The organism is Flavobacteriales bacterium (assembly GCA_021296215.1).
Classification (GTDB): Bacteria; Bacteroidota; Bacteroidia; order Flavobacteriales; family ECT2AJA-044; genus ECT2AJA-044.
Genome location: JAGWBA010000048.1, coordinates 1 through 19,876, shown reverse-complemented (window position 1 = coordinate 19,876; position 19,876 = coordinate 1). Strand labels below are relative to the sequence as shown.

At 50.4% G+C, this 19,876-nt stretch carries 13 protein-coding genes and 1 pseudogene; 5 read left to right on the top strand and 9 right to left on the bottom strand.

Annotated features, from left to right (window positions below; genetic code table 11):
- Positions 1–99: 99 nt before the first annotated feature.
- The 4 genes and pseudogenes from J4F31_08570 to J4F31_08555 all read right to left on the bottom strand — a co-directional run bounded on the left by J4F31_08570 (position 100) and on the right by J4F31_08555 (position 3,262).
- A complete protein-coding gene (locus J4F31_08570; GenBank protein MCE2496614.1) occupies positions 100–1,089 on the bottom strand; it encodes an alpha/beta hydrolase in 990 nt (329 codons plus the stop codon).
- Complete coding sequence (locus tag J4F31_08565) at positions 1,086–1,436, bottom strand: carboxymuconolactone decarboxylase family protein (GenBank protein ID MCE2496613.1); 351 nt, start codon at positions 1,434–1,436, stop codon at positions 1,086–1,088. Before J4F31_08565 ends, J4F31_08570 begins: the two co-directional genes overlap by 4 nt.
- Positions 1,429–2,226: pseudogene (tatC, locus tag J4F31_08560) on the bottom strand (twin-arginine translocase subunit TatC). The gene J4F31_08565 and the pseudogene tatC overlap by 8 nt, the downstream one beginning before the upstream one ends.
- Before the next feature lie 70 nt (positions 2,227–2,296).
- On the bottom strand, positions 2,297–3,262 hold the full coding sequence (locus J4F31_08555) for a KpsF/GutQ family sugar-phosphate isomerase (GenBank protein ID MCE2496612.1): 966 nt from the start codon (positions 3,260–3,262) through the stop codon (positions 2,297–2,299).
- A 124-nt stretch (positions 3,263–3,386) separates the two neighbouring features.
- On the opposite strand from J4F31_08555, the gene J4F31_08550 reads away from it, so the two are divergent.
- Positions 3,387–5,576, top strand: a complete 2,190-nt coding sequence (locus J4F31_08550) for a RecQ family ATP-dependent DNA helicase (protein ID MCE2496611.1) — start codon at positions 3,387–3,389, stop codon at positions 5,574–5,576.
- Between the two features lie 124 nt (positions 5,577–5,700).
- Here the strand turns inward: J4F31_08550 and J4F31_08545 are convergent, their stop codons facing one another.
- Together J4F31_08545 and J4F31_08540 are read right to left on the bottom strand one after the other, a co-directional pair.
- Positions 5,701–6,069: a sulfite exporter TauE/SafE family protein gene (locus J4F31_08545; GenBank protein MCE2496610.1), complete on the bottom strand. Its 369-nt coding sequence runs from the start codon at positions 6,067–6,069 to the stop codon at positions 5,701–5,703.
- Between the two features lie 9 nt (positions 6,070–6,078).
- Positions 6,079–9,288 carry a hypothetical protein gene (locus tag J4F31_08540; protein MCE2496609.1) on the bottom strand — a complete coding sequence of 1,070 codons (3,210 nt, stop codon included), beginning with the start codon at positions 9,286–9,288 and terminating at the stop codon, positions 6,079–6,081.
- Between the two features lie 193 nt (positions 9,289–9,481).
- On the opposite strand from J4F31_08540, the gene J4F31_08535 reads away from it, so the two are divergent.
- Positions 9,482–11,332: a T9SS type A sorting domain-containing protein gene (locus tag J4F31_08535; GenBank protein MCE2496608.1), complete on the top strand. Its 1,851-nt coding sequence runs from the start codon at positions 9,482–9,484 to the stop codon at positions 11,330–11,332.
- Here J4F31_08535 and J4F31_08530 read toward each other — a convergent pair whose 3' ends face one another.
- Genes J4F31_08530 through J4F31_08520 form a run of 3 tightly spaced genes read right to left on the bottom strand, consistent with a single transcriptional unit; the run spans position 11,333 to position 14,848 of the window.
- The gene (locus tag J4F31_08530; protein MCE2496607.1) at positions 11,333–12,682 is read right to left on the bottom strand and encodes an FAD-dependent monooxygenase; all 1,350 of its coding nucleotides are present in this window, start codon (positions 12,680–12,682) and stop codon (positions 11,333–11,335) included.
- Positions 12,679–13,962: a kynureninase gene (kynU, locus tag J4F31_08525; protein ID MCE2496606.1), complete on the bottom strand. Its 1,284-nt coding sequence runs from the start codon at positions 13,960–13,962 to the stop codon at positions 12,679–12,681. The genes J4F31_08530 and kynU overlap by 4 nt, the downstream gene beginning before the upstream one ends.
- Before the next feature lie 34 nt (positions 13,963–13,996).
- Positions 13,997–14,848: a hypothetical protein gene (locus tag J4F31_08520; protein MCE2496605.1), complete on the bottom strand. Its 852-nt coding sequence runs from the start codon at positions 14,846–14,848 to the stop codon at positions 13,997–13,999.
- Between the two features lie 33 nt (positions 14,849–14,881).
- Here J4F31_08520 and gcvP point away from each other — a divergent pair, with 33 nt between their 5' ends.
- The 3 genes from gcvP to J4F31_08505 all read left to right on the top strand — a co-directional run bounded on the left by gcvP (position 14,882) and on the right by J4F31_08505 (position 19,779).
- Positions 14,882–17,791, top strand: a complete 2,910-nt coding sequence (gcvP, locus tag J4F31_08515; protein MCE2496604.1) for an aminomethyl-transferring glycine dehydrogenase — start codon at positions 14,882–14,884, stop codon at positions 17,789–17,791.
- Between the two features lie 439 nt (positions 17,792–18,230).
- Positions 18,231–18,551 (top strand): hypothetical protein, encoded by a 321-nt coding sequence (locus J4F31_08510; protein MCE2496603.1) that lies wholly within the window; start codon positions 18,231–18,233, stop codon positions 18,549–18,551.
- A 76-nt stretch (positions 18,552–18,627) separates the two neighbouring features.
- Positions 18,628–19,779: a T9SS type A sorting domain-containing protein gene (locus tag J4F31_08505; protein ID MCE2496602.1), complete on the top strand. Its 1,152-nt coding sequence runs from the start codon at positions 18,628–18,630 to the stop codon at positions 19,777–19,779.
- Positions 19,780–19,876 lie beyond the last annotated feature (97 nt).

Sequence of the window (19,876 nt, the reverse complement as noted above, 5' to 3'; positions counted from 1 at the left end):
CTTCCCGTTAAAGAGGGGGATTCAATTTCAAGACCTATATTTAATCGTTAGTAAATAATCTTCTGGTCTTAAGCCTAATGAAATTTAGAAAAGTCGAACTTAGGAAGCTATATATCCTTCCGGATGACGATCACCACCGGCGAATTTCTCGCGCAGTCCATGATCGGCGTTGAAGTAAGCTTTGAACTGTATCTGCCCTTTGCGCCGCGCAGTCGGCAGCACTCTCTCGAGGCAATCGCGCAGCGGCAGACTATTATCGTTGCGCCCATAAACCAGCAGTACCGGCTCATCGAGTCGCTCGTAATACGGCAGCGGATCAAAGTCGAGGTTCCGGGCACTCGGATTTACCTGACACTCCGCAAACGGTGGCAATTCCTCGGGCGGAGATCGGTGAACGAGAGCGCTAAAGGCGAAAAAATCACCCAGCCAGCGCATGCGCTCATCGGCCCTCAAGAGTGAATCTTTCCGCATCCAATCCACATAACCCTCTCGGGTGCGCAAATAGTCAATATACCCCGTCAAATACGTATTGAACTGCTCCGCAAAGGCCTCCGTACCGCCATTCTCCACGATGATGGATGATATGTGATACCTAATTTGATCGCGCGGAGTAATGGTCGGTGCCGAAATGCCCACCAAGAAATCGGCCCGTGCGCGCTCGTTTGCCAAGTGCATCACCCAAGTGCCTTGACCAATGGCCCAGTAGCCCAAACGGGTTGTATCGGTATATGGCCTAGCGGCCAGATGCTCGAGTGCCGCCGCCGAATCGGCACCTAGGTCGGCGAAGTTGGCCTTCCACATCGATCCGCCCGAGACGCCACATCCCCGCTTGTCGTAATTGAGTACGGCGATGCCTTGATGAACGAAGGAACGCGTGTACTCCTGGAAGTTCTTTCGGGTCGCCGGCGACGAACCGTGGATCATCACTACGGCCGGAAAAGGTCCATCGTCTTTCGGTTTGCTAATGACCCCGAAGAGGGTGTCGCCCTGTGAAACAAAGGAAATCTCCTCGGTGTAGATAGCGGAAACATTCGGGCCGCAGGCCCCGAGAAAAAAAGAGAGGACGGGAATGAGCGCGATGGCCCTCATTTACCTTCAGATTCGAGTGCGTCCCAGTATTCGGCAGCTCTGCGCAGGTGTGGGATCACGATGGTTCCGCCGATGAGTTGACCAATGGCCAGGGCTTCGAAGGTCTGTTCCTTGGTGAGGCCGACTGCGTGACAGCGACCGAGGTGGTATTTAATGCAGTCATCGCACCACAGCACGAGAGAGGCCACCAGACCGATAAGTTCCTTAGTGGGCACGTCGAGCGCCCCCTCCATAAAGGCGTTGGTATCGAGATTGAATATCCGCTTGATCACCTTGTTATCGGCCTCGAGAATAAGGTTGTTCAGGCGACTGCGGTTTTCGTTAAACTCTTCGACGATGTTAGCCATGAGCTTTTGCTTTTCGTTGGTTTCGGATCACTCGAGCCGATATAAAGATGCTGATCTCATAAAGTATGAGTAAGGGGAGCGATACGAGCACTTGGCTGGCGATATCGGGCGGCGTAATGATGGCCGAAAGAATCACCGTGACCACGATGGCGTGACGGCGATAGGTCTTCATCATGGCTGGCGTGAGGAGTCCGAGTTTAGTAAGGAAATACACCAAAATAGGCAGCTCGAATATGATTCCGGTCGCGAGCGTTACGGTTGTCACGGTGGAAATAAAACTACCCAAATTGATCTCGTTGGCGACTTGCTGGCTCACGGTATAGCTCCCGAGAAAGTTGACCGAAAGAGGTGAGATCATAAAATACCCGAAGCTCACGCCGGCCATGAAAAGCAGTCAACTCAAGAAAACGACTCCGCGGGCATATCGGCTTTCGCTCTTTTTGAGTCCGGGTTTGATGAAACGCCATACTTCCCAGAGCACGTAGGGGAACCCGACGATGAATCCGGCCACGAGGCCCACCCAGATATGGGTGGTGAATTGCCCTGCCATATCGATATTCTGAAGCGTGAAGGGCAGTTCGGTCATGCAAAGCGCATCGTCGAGTCCGAGAGCTTGCGACAATTTGCAGAACATACGGTAGGTGATGAAATCGGCGTTCTTGGGTCCGAAGATGATCACATCAAAGACTATACGCTTGGCGGCAAAGGCCACGATGGCGAGTCCAATGACCACGGCCGCAGAGCGAATGAGGTGCCACCGGAGGATCTCGAGGTGATCGAGAAATCCCATTTCGGCGCCTTCACCATCGATCAGCCGTTGTCGTTGTTCCGCTTTCTCTTGCTTTCGCTCGTCACTCATATCAAATGATTCCTTCTTTCAGGATATCGTGCAGGTGAATGATGCCTTTGTATTGGCCTTCTTCAACGACCACGAGCTGGGTAATGTTCTTGCCCTCCATTTGGTGGAGCGCTTCGGCCGCAAGCGATTTAGGTGCAGCGTGTTGGGGGTTCGGGGTCATGATATCTTTGGCCTTCACGGTCATTACGTCGTCTTCGCGTTCCATCATGCGACGTAGGTCTCCGTCCGTGACCACCCCGATCAATTTTTCGTTTTCGAGCACCGCGGTAATGCCGAGACGCTTACTCGAGATCTCTACGATTACTTCTTTTACCGAGGCGTCGGCCTCAACGGCCGGACGTTCATTCTGGGTATAAAGATCACCCACCCTTACATATAATCGTTTCCCGAGGCTTCCGCCCGGGTGATAACGGGCAAAATCTTCTGAGCTAAAATCGCGCAGCTCAAGCAGAGCTACGGCAATTGCATCGCCCATGATCAACTGTGCCGTCGTGCTCGAAGTAGGTGCCAGGTTATTCGGGCATGCTTCTTCTTCGACAGCAGTACACAGAACGAAATCGGCTTGTTTACCCAGATAACTACCCCTTCGGGCCGTGAGGCCCACAAGTTTATTGCCCATATTCTTGATCAGCGGAAGCAGCGCCTTGATCTCCGGGGTGTTTCCGCTGTGCGATAGCGCGAGGATCACGTCGTTCTTTTGCACGATCCCCAAATCGCCGTGCAGTGCGTCTGCCGCGTGCATAAAAACTGCCGGGGTACCCGTGCTGTTGAGGGTAGCGACGATCTTGTGGCCGATGTTCGCGCTTTTTCCGATGCCGGTCACAATAACTCGGCCCGCAGAGCGATAAATGGTATCGACCGCTTCGGCGAACGATCGGTCGATTTGTTCGTTAAGGCCCTGTATCGCTTGGGTCTCGATGGCGATGGTCCGTTGGGCTGATGATATGATTTTATCGAAATGTTCCAAGTGAATGTGGCGGATTGGTTGGTCAACTTGCCAAAATGCACTAAATTTAATTTAGTACCCTAAAAATGAGTGCAACGCTGCGCTACAAAAGTATTTAAAAACCGTAACACTCGAAGGGCCCGCTATGTCTCCCCCTTTAAAGAAATCGCTTAAACAGTATTTTGGCTTTGACCAATTCAAAGGTCAGCAAGACGCAATCGTCCAAAGTTTGCTCGATGGCAACGACACCTTCGTCATAATGCCCACGGGTGGTGGAAAGAGTTTGTGCTATCAGCTTCCGGCACTCATGAGCGAAGGAACGGCGATCGTAGTATCGCCCTTGATCGCCCTCATGAAGAACCAGGTCGACGCCATTCGCGGATTCAGCGAAGACGAAGGAGTAGCGCACGTAATCAATAGCTCTTTGACCAAGAAAGAGATCGCTCGGGTGAAGGAAGATATTCTTAGCGGTGTCACCAAGTTATTATACGTCGCTCCGGAATCGCTCACCAAGGACGAGAACATTGAATTTCTGAAGCAGACTCAGGTTTCGTTTTACGCTATCGACGAGGCACACTGTATTTCGGAATGGGGTCACGATTTTAGACCTGAGTATCGGAATTTACGCACGATCATGTCGAAAATCCAGCGGGCACCGATCATAGCGCTGACCGCCACGGCCACACCTAAAGTGCAAGAAGATATTCAAAAGAGCCTCGGCATGGAGGGAGCTCGTGTTTTCAAGGACTCTTTCAACAGACCGAATCTTTATTATGAGATTCGACCCAAGGTAAATGTGGTCAAAGAGATCATTAAGTATGTTAAGTCCCGGCCAGAGAAGTCGGGGATCATCTACTGTTTGTCGCGGAAAAAAGTAGAAGAACTTGCCGAGACCTTGCAGGTAAACGGAATAAAAGCCTTGCCGTACCACGCAGGACTCGACGCGGGCACACGAGCCAAGCATCAAGATGCATTCTTGATGGAAGATGTAGAGGTTATCGTTGCTACGATCGCCTTTGGAATGGGAATCGACAAACCTGACGTGCGATTTGTATTGCACCACGACATCCCGAAATCACTCGAGAGCTACTATCAGGAGACAGGGCGCGCCGGTCGAGACGGTGGCGAAGGGGTTTGTATCGCGTTCTATAGTTATAAGGATATCGAAAAGCTCGAGAAGTTCATGCGGGGTAAACCCGTGGCTGAACAAGAAGTAGGACATCAGCTTTTGCAAGAAGTTGTGGCTTATGCTGAAACGAGCATGAGCCGACGTAAATTCATTTCACACTACTTCGGTGAAGAATGGGATGAGAAGAATGGCGACGGAGTCGGCATGGACGACAACCAGCGTTACCCTAAAGAGCATTTCGAAGGAAAAGAGTACGTTCAGAAAGCCTTACAAGTGGTGCGCGACACGAAGGAGCGATTCAAGATCGAAGACTTGTCGAAATACCTATCGGGCATTCGAAACGCCACCATCGAAACGTACAAACTCGATAGCCGGCCCGGATTTGGGAGCGGAAAAGATAAGGATATGGCTTTTTGGCGCATGGTTTATCGACAGGCTATCGTAGCTGACCTTTTGCGCAAAGAGATCGAAACCTATGGTATTCTGAAGATAACGCCAAAGGGAGAAGAGTTTTTACAGAGTCCGAAGTCGCTCATGTTGGCGGAGGATCATTATTACGATATCGCCGCCGAGGCCGACGAGTCCAATGCGTCGACCGGAAATACCGGAGGTGCAGATCAAGAATTGGTGAAGATGCTGCGCGACTTGCGCAAAAAGGCAGCCTCTAAAAAAGGGCTTCCTCCCTACGCGATCTTCCAAGAATCATCACTGGAAGACATGGCCATTCAATATCCGATCACCCAAGATGAAATGAAGAACATCTTCGGCGTGGGCGAAGGAAAGGCGCGCAAATTCGGAAAGCCGTTCCTGGAGCTGATCGAAAGGTATGTCCAAGACAACAACATCGAGCGTCCGGAGGACATGGTCGTAAAGACCGTAGTGAACAAGTCGGGCCTCAAGGTCTACATCATCCAAAGTACGGACCGCAAATTACCTCTGGAAGATATTGCCGCAGCCAAGAACTTGGAAATGGACGATCTCCTGACCGAGATCGAGCGCATCGTATACTCGGGTACGAAGGTGAACATCGATTACTACATCGATGAGATGCTCGACGAAGAGCAACAAGAAGAGATATTCAATTACTTCATGGAAGAAGCCGATACCGATTCCATCGAAGAAGCCATGGACGAATTCGACGAGGAGTACTCAGACGAAGAACTTCGCTTGATGCGCATTAAGTTCTTGAGCGAGGTGGCTAACTAAAGCGTTAGCTTTAGCTTTAGCGTTAGCTCTTTCCGTTCCACCAAGCAGCTCTGCTCCTTTTCGTTAATCGAAAATTTTAAACCTCTGTTGGTTCCATTGAAACCAACAAGCTCATGGCTAATGGCTATTTTGAGAAAATCAGTTTCAGGGCCGCCAGCAACATGATCACCCCAAAGATCTTTTTAAGCATACGTTGATCGATAGCGATGGCCATTTTACTACCGAAGTAACCTCCCACCACGAAAGTGATCGCGATGACAAGGGCGAATTTCCAATCGAGGGCTCCAGCTTTGTAGTAGTTGATGCAGGCCATGATCCCGACGGGTGGAAGCATCACGGCCAAACTCGTTCCTTGGGCGGCGTGTTGCGAAAGGCCAAGAAAAAAGACCATGGCTGGTACCATCAGGATGCCACCGCCGACCCCGACGAGTCCGGATAATATTCCGGCCGCGAGGCCGATAAAAATAAGAATGAGGATGGTAGACAAATTCATAGGACTCTACTAGAAGTCGAGTCCTAAAGATATGTAAAAGATATTGTCGCGAACCACTCCGTCTTCCCAGCCCCAGGCCCAGTCCGCCTTGATGAAGTAGCCAAGCATTCGCGTGCGAAGCCCGAATCCGTACCCCGCGACGATGGGCTCCACTTGGGTGTTCAAATTGACGGTGATGGGCCCTTGAGTTATGGTTTCAGTGTTCAGGAAGTTCTCTTCGCTGTAAGGGCTCAAACCGGTCAAGGCCGTACCGACGTCCGCAAATCCGACGATCTGGAAGTTCGTTAAGAAATCGGATCGTAGCGGACGATTGAATAGGTACCGGAATAATGGAATACGCAGTTCAGAATTCAATACCGCGAACGACGTTCCGTTTCGGATATTCTGGTTGAAACCACGCAATGGAGTAGCCAAGGTTTGGAATACGTAATTCTGACCGAAATCGATCGGGGTCGTGTTGTCGTACCTCGGACTGAACCAGTTATCGACCCCTCCCATGAAATAAGCCAGCTTCTCGTTACCCCAGCTCGATCCACCCGCAAATCGATTGGCCCAAATAATGCTTCGGTGAATCGGCAAGTACTTCCTGAAATCGAATCCGGCCGTTACAGTATAGCCACCCGAAGTCAGGTTTTGATAATACTCACCGAAGATCTTCCATCGAGAGCCTTCGTACAAGTTCAGACCTTTATTGATCGTGTTGTCAAACACGAGTGCGCCTTTACCACTCACCCACTGTCGTTGGAAATTAGGTTGGTCGAGGGTTACCTGGTCGGTGGCGAGTAATACATTTTGATCAAAACGATAAGTACCTGACCAGGTTACCGCAAACACCTCACTAAAGGGCCAGCTCACTTTGTAGGTCACTTCATGAGTCTGTGTCTTAATGACCAAGTTGTTGTTGAGGAATGCCCTTTGGCCACGACGATGCAGGATCAAACTCTTATCGAGCCGATGCTTGAGATCCTTGAATACCAAGAAGAATTCGTTGTTATTAAGGTCAACAGACAGGCGGAAAGCACCTATGATCTTGTAGTTCTCCATCAAGTCGCCCAGGCCGATCTTGAAGAGTCCGTTAAAGCTTGGGTTCAAGAATAAGGGCTGACCACCTGTAAAAGGCTGATACGTTTCGTTGATGAAGCTATTATCTACTTGAGCTGTGAAGAAATCAGTGAAAAAGGCCGTTACATAGTTTCGAGCCTGAGGGATCTTGAAGTTCTTACTCGCAGACGAACCGGCCTTGGCCACATTATCTTTAAGGAACTGTACCTGGGGAACATCCTTCCGCTCTTCACTTGGAGCCTGACCACTATCTACGGCCGTTTCTTGACCTTTCGAAAAACGTTCGGGTTCTTGGTTGAATTTCTTATATATCTCTTCTCCAAAGATGTAGTTGTTGATATCAATCTCGCGAACCACCTCTGCTTCGCGAACCTCTTTGATCACCCCGACTTCGAAATTATACTCTTTACGAGTTCTCGGCACCGGGTCTACGAGCGGACTCTCAGCAGTTATTTCTCGGAGTTCATCGGCCGGAATAAATTCTGTTTCTTTTAACCTGAATCGCCCGTTCTCGTAATGAATGAATCCAAGTCGGTTCGAAAAACTATTCCCCGATTGCTGAATGATATTCCACGGGTAATTCGTCACTTGAAAATCGTCGTAGATATAACGATAGTGCGTCGTCGTATCCACGTAGTCCACAGCGCTATCAATATGAACCATATGGCGATTTCGAGTACCTCCTTGGTCGCTCAGGTATGAAATATAACCGGGCTGGTACTCATAAGGCACCTCTTCGTTAATGTGCCGAGTATTGGTCAAACGACGCAATTGATTTCCGCCATTCTTGTAATCGTACCAAAACAAATCGGTGGTCGGCGCAAAACCGAAAAGAGTATCAGGTACGTTCAATGTATCGCCCAATCGGTTCGACGCAAACACTACGTATTTATCATCCATGATGAACTGCGGATGGTGGTCGTCGTAGATATCGTTGGTCAATTGCTCAAAGGTGTTCGATACAACATCGTAGATATATACGTCGGTCTGACCCCGGCGAACTGCCGACAACAACAATCGACGACCATCCTGAGCGTAAGAGATATTGATGATCTTATTAAAGGTATACATGGGGCGCGACTCGAACTTCTTCTTACGCAGGTCGTAGATTCCCATGTAGGTCAACCCCTTTTCTTCATAGATCATCATCAGGAAATTTCCCGTCGGGTGCCAAGTCAGTAAAGGATAACTGTAATCGGTATTCTGCGCGATCCGAAACCCTTTCTTTATGATCTTCTTTTTCTTGTCTTTTCGGATATCTACCAAGTACACTTTGTACAAACCCAGCTCGTTCCGAACATAGGCGTAGTGACTTCCGGTCGGACTATACCTGAACTGAAAAAAAACCTGATCTTTCTTCGACCTCCGGAGCTCTTCAGTGTCGGGCGGCTCAAAACCTTCGAGCACACCGTAACGCTTGTCGTAATACTCCATCCAATCCTCAGCCACCGTGGTTAGCGACGACCCCAACACGAACAGGAATCCACTGTCGACATTGCGATTGATGATGGTCATGAACAGGATGTGCGGAAGCACTTTTTCGCCATAGGTATTCACCACGTAATTCCAGAAACTATGTCCGGCGTAGCGCGCATCTTCACCCGTGAGCGAATTGAAGCGCTTGTACTTACCGCTCAAAATACCGTCGCGAACTCGGCTGTCGATCTCCACATTCCATGGCTGTGCGATAAAGCTCTTCAAGCCCTCGGTATACCAAGGCGGCAAATGAACCAACGTACTGCTTCGAACGGCGTCCTTCAAACTGCCCCCATAGATCAAATTCTGAATCACGATCTCCGCTATCCCAGCTCGAATTTGCCTAATAAAATCGTTGTGATCACCGTTGAAATACACGAACATGCGCGTTCCCACAATGGTCGTTTGCCCACCCGTGTTATAATCTTCCTCCGTACTCAGGTTGATGTTGCTCTGCTTGAGGTCACTCATGTTGTTGAACACGAGGATCTGTAGGCGATCATCGACCGGAAAATCGAGGTACTTCTCGATCTCCTTCAAGTGCAGGTCGGCCTCGCGAGCGGCAAACTCAGCGAGCTCTTTTCCCTCCTTATAGTAGTAAACATCGTAACGCTCGAATCGATAATACGACCACAAAAAGTCGTTGTGCTGCACGCGATTCTTGCCGAACTCTTGCTGCATTCCATAGTAAAATTGACCGCTAGCCTCGAAGCTGCCGCCCAGGAATACCCCTAGGAGTAATAGGTATGTCGAAAACTTTTTGAGCAAGGTACTGATCAGTGAACTACCGAAGATAAAAAAATCATTCGGTGGGTTGCACTCCTAAAAACGTCGATTTGCCCCTAAATGTTGGCTTTTCCCTATTTTTAGCTTCATGAAAAGAACGCTCCTCTCTTTTGTCGCTTTGATGTTGATTTTTTCGGCCTACGGCCAGATTAACTACAAACGCCTGCGAGTCGCCCCCACAAAGACGGTTCGCGTTGATCCTCTCGCCCCACGAGTCGATTATTCCCCACAACTCATCACCCTCGAAAAACCGACGCCCGGAAAACAATTGAGCGAAAAGGAACTCGCCAAATGGAAAGCCGATGCGCGTTTTGGAAAACACCGTTCATCGGGTACCGAACTCGTCGATACCGCTGCACGCCCCATCCTTGTAAAAGAGTGGCCCGGAAATAGCGCAGACGGAATCCCCAACGACAATTCCATGGCCGTTTCCGAAAACGGATACCTCATCGCGGTGATCAACTCGCGTATTCGCTGCCACGACCTCTATGGCGACTCCACTTTGTGGCAAAGCTCACTTGGATCTTTCTGTGTGGACCTTGGGTTCGGAAACAGTAAATACGACCCTCGCGCCGTGTACGATCCCGTGGCCAATCGATTCATTGCCGTTTGGCTAAATGGCTTTACCTACGAAACCAGTCAAATCATCATCGCCGTTAGTGCAAGCGAAGACCCTTCTGACGAATGGCTTCTGTACTCGCTGCCCGGTAACCCACTCGAGAATGATACTTGGAGCGACTACCCTCACATCTCCATTTCAACGCACGACCTGTACATCACCTTTAACACCTTCCTTAATGGTTCGTCGAACAACAGCGGATATGTAGAATCCACGTTCTGGCAGATTCCACTGCCGCAGATGTACGATGGAACACTGACCGAAACGAACTATTACTATGACATGGAGTACGGTGGCATTACCATGTTCAACCATACCGGAGTTCAAGGCGGTTCGGCCCTCTATGGACCGGATTTTTACCTGCTCAATACGCGAAACCTGGATCCTCAGAACGATACAGTATTCTTGGTACACGTGACCGATCATGGACTGGGGGATCCCGATCTAGAGATTACCCCGGTGATCATGGACGAAGCCTATGGCCTTCCGCCCGAAGGGCGCCAAGAAGGAAGCTCGACCTTCGACACTAACGACGGACGTGTACAAGATGCCTTTTACGAAAACGATCAAATTCAATTCGTTTTGAACTCTCGCGATTTCGGAAACAACAGCGCCGGGATCTATCACGGTGGAATAAAGAATGTGTCGACGGGCAACTACGAAACTTGGGCGCGCACTGTTTCGCGTGATTCGCTGGACCTCGCATATTCGAGCCTGACCTACACCGGAAAGAGCTTTTTGGAGAACGACGCCATGCTTACCTTCTTGTACAGTGGTGAGGAACAATACGCCAGTTTCGGTGCCATTTATTTCGACAACCAAGGGCGTTACAGCGAGATCACCCCAATTCTCGAGGGGAACGGCATCGTCAACGTACTTACGAGCATCAAAGAGCGGTGGGGAGATTACACTGGTGCGCAACGCGACTACAACGTACCGGGAGCTGTTTGGGCTACCGGTAGTTACGGACGTTCGGGATTCGGTAAAACCACCGGAACGCGAGCCGCTCACCTTCACGCTCCAACGATCGACGACGATCCTACCCTACCTAACGAAACCTTTGAGGGAGTTCTGTTTCCCAACCCGAGCCAGGATCATTTCGAAATGGAGTTCACTCTGGCCAGCGATGAAAACCTCACCTTTGAGATCGTCAGTGTCAATGGACAATTCAGCGATGTGCTATTGAGGCGCTTTACGCAAATGGGTGTTCATCGATTCTCATTCGACACCGCACATTTGTCGGCAGGCAGCTATGTACTGATCGTTACTGATGGTGAAGGAAATCAGGTAAAACGCGAACGCGTGATCGTGCTCAAGTAATCAGTACTTGTTCAGCAACTCCAGGATCTTTTGCTCAACCTCTACCGTATCCCACATGCGGTGAATAGACGGCATCGCCATGATCTCGGCCATGATCCTGTCTTGCCGCTGACCTTCGGCCAATGCTTCGGCATAGGGAATATGACTAAAAGTCACCATAGAATACAACGGCAACCATTGCTCCGGGTACTTCTGATGAAAACGCGCCTCGATCTGCTTCTGAAGTAAAAACTGAGGGTCACCAGTTAGGTCGCGCATCTCCACGAAGTTGCGCATCGCCAGATCGGCTATAGCATCGGAGTTCGGTTTGCGGAGCTTTTCGAACTTGGGGAATATGGTTTTCCAATCGTCGCCGTGCTCATCCATCAATTCGGCGAGTACCGAGCAATCCTCAAATCCGCTGTTCATCCCTTGCCCGTAGAACGGCACAATCGCATGCGAAGCATCGCCTAAAAGACAAACTTTTCCATTGCGGCTCCATGGGAAGCAGCGAACAATAACTAAGCTAGCGGTCGGGTTCTCAAAATATTGATCGGCGTAATCCGGCATCAGTGGAATCACGTCGGCGAACTGAGATTCAAAGAACGACTCCACATCGGCCTTGGTCTTAATGGTCTCGAAGCTAGGGTCGCCTTCATATGGGAAGAACAAGGTACAGGTAAAGCTTCCGTCGGTATTCGGAAGCGCGATGAGCATGTATTGACCTCGAGGCCAAATATGCAAAGCGTTCTTTTCGAGTTTGTGGCTCCCGTCGGCATTTGGCTCAATATTGAGTTCTTTATAACCGTGCTCGATGTACTGTTGGCTGTATGTAAAACGATCCGTCTTCTGCATTACCGCTCGTACAGCCGAGAACGCACCGTCCGTTCCGAACAATGCATCTCCGCCGACTTGTGTCGTTTCACCGGTTTCGTACGATTCAAATGTCGCTGTCGACGAATCCGGATCCACGTCGGCACATTTTTGATTGAATTCGATCTTGACTCCTTTCTTCTCGGCAAGATCCATCAATCGCGCATTCAATCCTCCCCGCGAAACACTGTAAATAGCCTGTCCTTCCTTACCGTACGGCTGGTCGGTCAAAGTTCCATCTACGGCGTGCATCACGCGCTTGTACATGGGAATGGCCACGTCGCGTACCTCATCCGCGATTCCCGCGCCTTCCAGGCCTTTCCAACCGCGGTCACTCATGGCCAGGTTGATCGATTTACCGGCAGAGATGTCCGTCCTTCGCATGTCGGGCCTACGCTCGTACATGGTAACATCGTGCCCGCGGTCCTTTAAATAAATAGAAAGCAGTGACCCTACGAGTCCTGCTCCGCTAATGTTGATCTTCTGTGCCATGATCAATGATTTAATTCGGTAAGTGCTTCGTTCAGATAGGTTCCGAAACGGAAGATATCTTCGTAACTATTGTACATCGGAACGGGTGCCATGCGAATGACGTTCGGCTCACGCCAATCGGCGATCACCCCTTTTTCGGATAGTCGATCGAACAGTGCCTTGCCCTGTCCGTGCATGAGAACGGACAATTGACTTCCGCGCTGTGCACTATCTTTTGGCGTAATTATCTCGAACGTGGCATTGTGCCGCTTGGCCACGTCATTAATGACGAACTCCAAATACCCGGTGAGATCACGACGCTTGGCCGCGCGATCATCGAGGTTCATACGGTCGAATTGGTGAAGAGAAGCTAAATGGGGTGCCATAGCAAAGACCGGGGTGTTACTGAGCTGCCAAGCCTCGGCCGACTCGATTGGATCGAAGCCGGGTTCCATCAAAAAGCGGCGTTCCTTGTTATGGCCCCACCAACCCGCAAATCGGTGAAGTTCTTTATCGCGGTGATGTCGTTCGTGCACGAACACGCCCGATACACTTCCCGGACCCGAATTTAAGTATTTATAACTACACCACGCGGCAAAATCCGGCCCCCATTCGTGTAATTTTAGATCCACGTTTCCTGCGGCATGAGCTAAATCCCAGCCAATTCGCGCTCCGACCGCACGAGCAGCCTCGGTGATCTTTTCCATATCGAACAGCTGCCCGCTGTAATAATTGACTCCTCCGATAAACACGAGAGCCAATTCGTCGGCGTTACCCTCGATCGCCTTCAATACATCCTCTTCGCGAATCGTGTGCTCACCCTCGCGAGGCCCTACCTCGATCAGGTGCTCGGCCGGATCCAAGCCGTGGAATTTCAGTTGTGATTCCACAGCATACCGGTCGCTCGGAAACGCTTTGGCTTCTGTAAGCATTTTGGTTCTTGCGCCCTGCGGGCGGAAGAAGCTTACCATCAACAAGTGAAGATTCGTGGTCAAGCCGTTCATGGGAACCACCTCGGTCTCTTTGGCGCCCATGAGTCGAGCCAATGACTTCTGAAAAAACTCGTGGTAAGGCATCCACGGGCGGCGGGCATTGAAATGCCCCTCTACCCCATGTTTGGACCAGTCTTCCAATTCTTGCTCAATGTACTCTCTCACCGGTTTGGGCTGCAAGCCCAGTGAATTCCCGGTTAAATAAACCACATCCTGGCCATTGTGCTGCGGAAAGTAAAACTCGTCGCGAAAACCGCGCAGTGGGTCCGCAGAATCTTGTGTTCGTGCAAAATCGAGGGAAAACTGATAGTCCATTCGGATCGGTTTGGAGCCCCAAAAGTAGGAAACTTCAAAACAATTGAGCGACCGCCACAGCACCCAGCCAAAGAAGGCTCAGACCTTCTACCCCAACGCTAAAATACGGCTCGGGTCGCTCGGGATCGGAAAAGAAAAGAGCTACCGCCGCCAACTCCGCCACGCCGATCATCCAGAGCATTTCGGGCAACGAATAATACCCCAATCCCCATTCGAGCACCAAGACCAGGTCCAATGCAAGTAACACGAACAGGCCTATACCTTTGGCCCCGTTGATGCCGTAGTGCTGCGGAAGGGTAAACATATCGGGACCATCGAACGGCAAATCGCGTATGTCGAACGGTAGGGTGATGGCGAAAATGAACAGAAAACGTTCGAGCGTAAGTACGGCGCCCTCCATCGTGCCGAAGGCACCACTTTCAATAGCGGGCAAAGTAACGGTGACCATGGCCCACAACACGGAGATCAAGAATATCTTGAAACCGGGAAGCTCGCGCAATCGCCGCCCCCCCGTTCCGGGTATCCGTACGGCATATAAAAAGGATATGGCCCCGAGGGGAACGATGAACCAGCGGGTCAGTGGTTGAAAGCGGAAGAATTGAAACAGCGCCCCGGTTAATCCGACCACCACTAAAACTCCGATAAGCCCGCGATGCTGGTCGACCCAGCAATGCAAGGGCGCTCTCGGCTCGCCTTTCGAATCGAGCAGCTGATACAAGCGCATAAAATTGTAAGAGGCCAAAGTCGAAAAGAAAGTGAACCAAGTAATATGCGCATCGGTTAGGCCCAGCAGAATGACCGAAGAATGCACCAATGCCGCGGTACAGCCCGCTACGAAAATATTCGTGTAAACTAGGTATCGGGCGGCACGTGGAAGCTGGTACATTTTGTAATTTTGCGGTCTCAATTGAGCTAAGATATGAACACCGATTCTTTTATGTACCGACATATCGGGCCGCGTGCGCACGATATTGAACCTATGCTCGAAACCATTGGCGTCGATTCGTTCGAACAATTGATTGATGAAACAATACCGGACGACATCCGATCGAAGAAACCGCTCGACCTGCCACTGGCCATGTCGGAGTATGAATTCATGACGCACGTTCGCGAACTCGGTGTCAAGAATCGGCTGTACCGAAACTACATAGGTCTTGGGTATCACGATACCGTTCTACCCGGCGTAATACAGCGCAACGTACTCGAAAATCCGGGATGGTATACCGCCTATACGCCCTATCAAGCGGAGATCGCCCAAGGGCGCCTCGAGGCCTTGGTGAACTTCCAAACCATGATCATGGAGCTCACGGGCATGGAGATCGCCAACGCGTCGTTGCTCGACGAAGCCACGGCCGCGGCAGAAGCCATGACCATGCTCCACGCGGCCCGCTCACGTGAGCAAAAGAAAGCCGGAGTTGATAAATTCTTCGTATCGAAAGAGGTGTTTCCACAAACTCTCGACGTGTTGTTGACCCGCTCGGTTCCGGTCGGAATCGAAGTGGTGGTAGGAGATCACCGCGAATTCGAACCAACCGATGAGTTCTACGGCGCATTGCTGCAGTATCCGGCGAGCAACGGTGAAACTTATGATTACAAACCTTTTGCCGATAAATTGAAAGCGGCCGGACTCTCGATCGCGGCGGCGGCCGACATCATGAGCTTGGTTCTCTTGACTCCTCCGGGAGAATGGGGTGCCGATGTAGTGGTCGGTACCACCCAACGTTTCGGTATTCCGCTCGGTTACGGTGGCCCACACGCGGCCTACTTCGCCACGTTGGAACCGTACAAGCGCCACGTGCCCGGACGCATCATCGGGGTGTCGATGGACGCCGACGGAAAGCCCGCTCTGCGCATGGCACTCCAAACGCGCGAGCAGCACATCAAACGCGATAAAGCGACTTCGAACATCTGTACCGCTCAGGTGCTTTTGGCCGTGATGGCCGGCATGTACGGCGTTCACCACGGCGCTAGCGGATTGCGCAACATCGCGCGGAAGATCCATGGTTTGACTTGCGCCCTAGCGGGCGGATTGGAAGCTTTGGGGTACAAGTTGAAGAATGAAACATTTTTCGACACCCTTTCGATCGACTTGGGTGAATCGTTGTTATGGACCGGTGACTCCATTCAGCCCATCGCCCGATTGGCCGATGAACACGAAATGAACTTCCTGTACGTGGATGACCGCACCGTTTCGATCGCGCTCAACGAAACCACGCGACTCAGCGATGTTCAAGAGATCCTCGAAATATTTGCCACCGCCAAAGGAGCCACAGTAGAGGTGCCGGTGGCCATCGTGCCGATAGGCACCCGTTATCCGGAATCAGTGGAGCGGACGTCTGAATTCATGCAGCACGACATTTTCACAAAGTACCATTCTGAAACGGATATGATGCGCTACATTAAAAAATTGGAGCGCCGTGACCTTTCGTTGAATCACAGCATGATCACGCTCGGAAGCTGCACCATGAAATTGAATGCCGCGACTGAGATGATTCCATTGACCTGGCCAACTTGGGCGAATGTGCACCCGTTTGCACCAGTAGATCAGGCGGCCGGTTACCAAGAGATGCTCCGCGAACTCGAGCGTTATTTGACCGAGATCACCGGACTCGAAGCCACGAGTTTGCAGCCAAATTCGGGCGCTCAAGGCGAGTATGCCGGACTCATGGTGATCCGCGAGTACCACTGGAGTCGCGGTGACTACAACAGAAATATCGTGCTGATCCCAAGCAGTGCCCACGGTACTAATCCGGCCTCGGGTGTTATGGCCGGAATGAAGGTCGTGGTGGTAGCTTGTGACGATCACGGTAACATCGACGTGGCCGACCTGCGTGCGAAGGCCGAACAGCACAAAGAGAATTTGAGTGCCTTGATGATCACCTATCCGAGTACACATGGTGTGTACGAGGCGAGCGTGAAAGAGATCACCGGCATCATTCACGAGAACGGCGGGCAGGTCTATATGGACGGTGCCAACATGAACGCGCAGGTAGGATTGACGAGCCCCGGCATGATCGGTGCCGATGTCTGCCATTTGAACCTGCACAAGACCTTTGCTATTCCACATGGTGGTGGAGGTCCGGGAATGGGCCCCATTTGTGTGGCCAAACACCTGGTACCGTTCTTGCCCAATCACGTGATGATCCGTACCGGTGGTACCTACGGTATGAGTGCAGTAAGCGCGGCTCCCTGGGGAAGTGGACTCATTTTGCTCATCAGTTACGCGTACATCCGAATGCTCGGAGCCGATGGCCTTACCAAGAGCACCGAGTACGCCATCTTGAATGCGAATTACGTGAAAGCGCGGCTCGAAAAGCATTACGGCATATTATATAGTGGTGAAAATGGCCGATGTGCTCACGAATTCATTTTGGAATGCCGCGATTTTAAAGCTGCATCAGGCATCGAAGTAACGGATATCGCCAAGCGACTCATGGATTACGGTTTCCACGCTCCAACGGTGAGTTTCCCAGTGGCCGGAACCCTGATGATCGAGCCAACCGAAAGCGAAGGGAAGAATCAGCTCGATCGTTTTTGCGACACTATGATCAGTATTCGCGAAGAGGTTCGAGATCTGGAAGAAGGTAAAATGCCCAAGGACAACAACCCATTGGTCAACGCTCCACACACCTTGGACATGGCTATGGCCGACGAGTGGAAACACCCTTACAGCCGCTCTCAAGCGACTTTCCCATTGCCTTGGATCAACCACAATAAATTTTGGCCCTCAGTTCGCCGAATCGACCAAGCGTATGGCGATCGCCACTTGGTTTGTTCTTGCGAACCCATGGAAGCTTATCAAAACGAAGTCGAGGAAATGGTATCCTGATGTTCGTTTATGGAACACCATGTGTTTCGATTTGATACAAAAAGAATAGGGGCCTCTATGCCCCTATTTATATTCAAGCTTGATTTACAGGTACTTACGTTTTTGGCACGGCGATTGGCTTTAGTCGGGTGTAGCAATCGTAGACCTTTCGTTAACACGAACGTCTGTAGCCAGACGACAGGTTTTCCTCTCAGTGTAAGTTTGGGTTAATATACAGTGAGATCAGAGATCCACCTTCGCGGGTGGATCTTTGCTTTTGTACCCATTTGAAACAACACCTACCAACGACTGTTCCAAAGTGTTCTATTCTTGTACACATATGTTTTATTAAGGAACAGTTTTTTATTTGGCACGTTAATTTTATTGCTGATTTTCAGATACTTAACCTATTGGCACATAGGTTGAAATGATAAGACCAGAAACACAAAACACTCTTATCATGCTTCGTAAAACACTTTTAACCGCAGTTTTGGCCTTAGCCGTTAGTACAACATGGGCGCAAGCCGGATTATGGAACACCGGGCCGGAAGGAAACAATTTCAAGTCTAAAAGCAAATCGCTTTCTGACCTTAATCGCGAACGCGTCGTGTACGTTCAAAAGCAGAATGCTTATGAGCACACCGAGCGGATCAACGGTGCACAGCCACCACAAAATCCATACGTATTCGCGGGAACCAAACCACAGTTCAGTTCAACTACCCGTATCGGATGGCACCTTTTCTTAGGGTACACTTTTGTACGCAATTTGGTGACCGACTAGAACTCGCTCAATTTTGCAAAAACCCCGAGGTAATGCTTATCTTTACCTCGCGTTTAATATTTATCTATAAACAGTTATGAAAAGATCAGTACTACTGGCCGTCGTGATGATGGCAACAGTCGCGGCTTTCGGACAGCTTCGTCAGACCGCAGGTGACGTAAAACTCACTCCTACTCAATCAATGAACACCCTCAACCCGAAGGCTACTTCGAACTACCGCGGAGGAATCAGCGAAATGTTCGTTTGGTACGGCTCTACCGAAGAACGGATGACCTTAGTTGAGCAAACAGAAGTTATTTGGGCCTTGCATTCACGTGCCGACTCTGCTGACTTGCAGTTCAACCACGTGATCGTTACTTACCCAACGCTTCAGGCTTTTGACGATCCAAACGGAACCACCACTATTCCTTGGGGAAACGTGATCAACTGTACCATTGATACAGTATGGATCCAAATGGGTCACGAGAACAACAGCGGAACAACGGATACCGTTCGCGTAAGTATCGTGCGCTTGAACAGCAACGGTCGCCCAACGAACACCGTATTGTGGGAAGAGACCATCACTACCAATACTAGCTTTACGGGTGGTGACAACTGGACTAACTCAGTTTTACGTCCATTCTTGCCGAACATCAACGTGAACGAACCATTCGGTGTACGTGTTGATTACTTCGGATCTAAGCAAGACACATTCGGTATCACGGCCGGATTCCGCGAAGATGGGATTTGCACCGGTACTACTCCTAAAGCATTGGAATCATTGTTCGCTACGAATAGCTGGCGCCAACTTTCTCAATACGCAAGCTTTGGATTGTTGCCAACGGCCTCAGGAGCGGACATCTACTACGATTGTAATGCGAACAACGCCTACGACGCAGGTATCGACGGGGAAAACTTCACCCAGAACATCAACTTCGCCGTAAGCTTGACGATCGAAGATGATCTTTCTACCGACGAGTTGCCAAGCAACTTGGTAAGCGTAAAGAACTATCCGAACCCATTCAGCAGCACCACGAACGTAGAATACACGCTCGAAACTGCTTCTGAAGTTTCATTGGAAGTTTACGACCTCACCGGTGCCGTGATCTTCACAACTCAAGCCGGACAACAAATACCAGGCACCCACACCATCCAAATCGACGGTTCTGGAATGGCAGAAGGAATTTACTACTACACTTTGAACGTTCAAGGTGGTAGCGTAACCAAGAAAATGGTCTTGACTCGATAAGACAAAACCTGATCCCAATAAAAAAGGTGCTGTATTAAATCGCAAGTGAACGTGCGATTTAATACATTTAAACTATAAAGACGTCTACTACTGACGA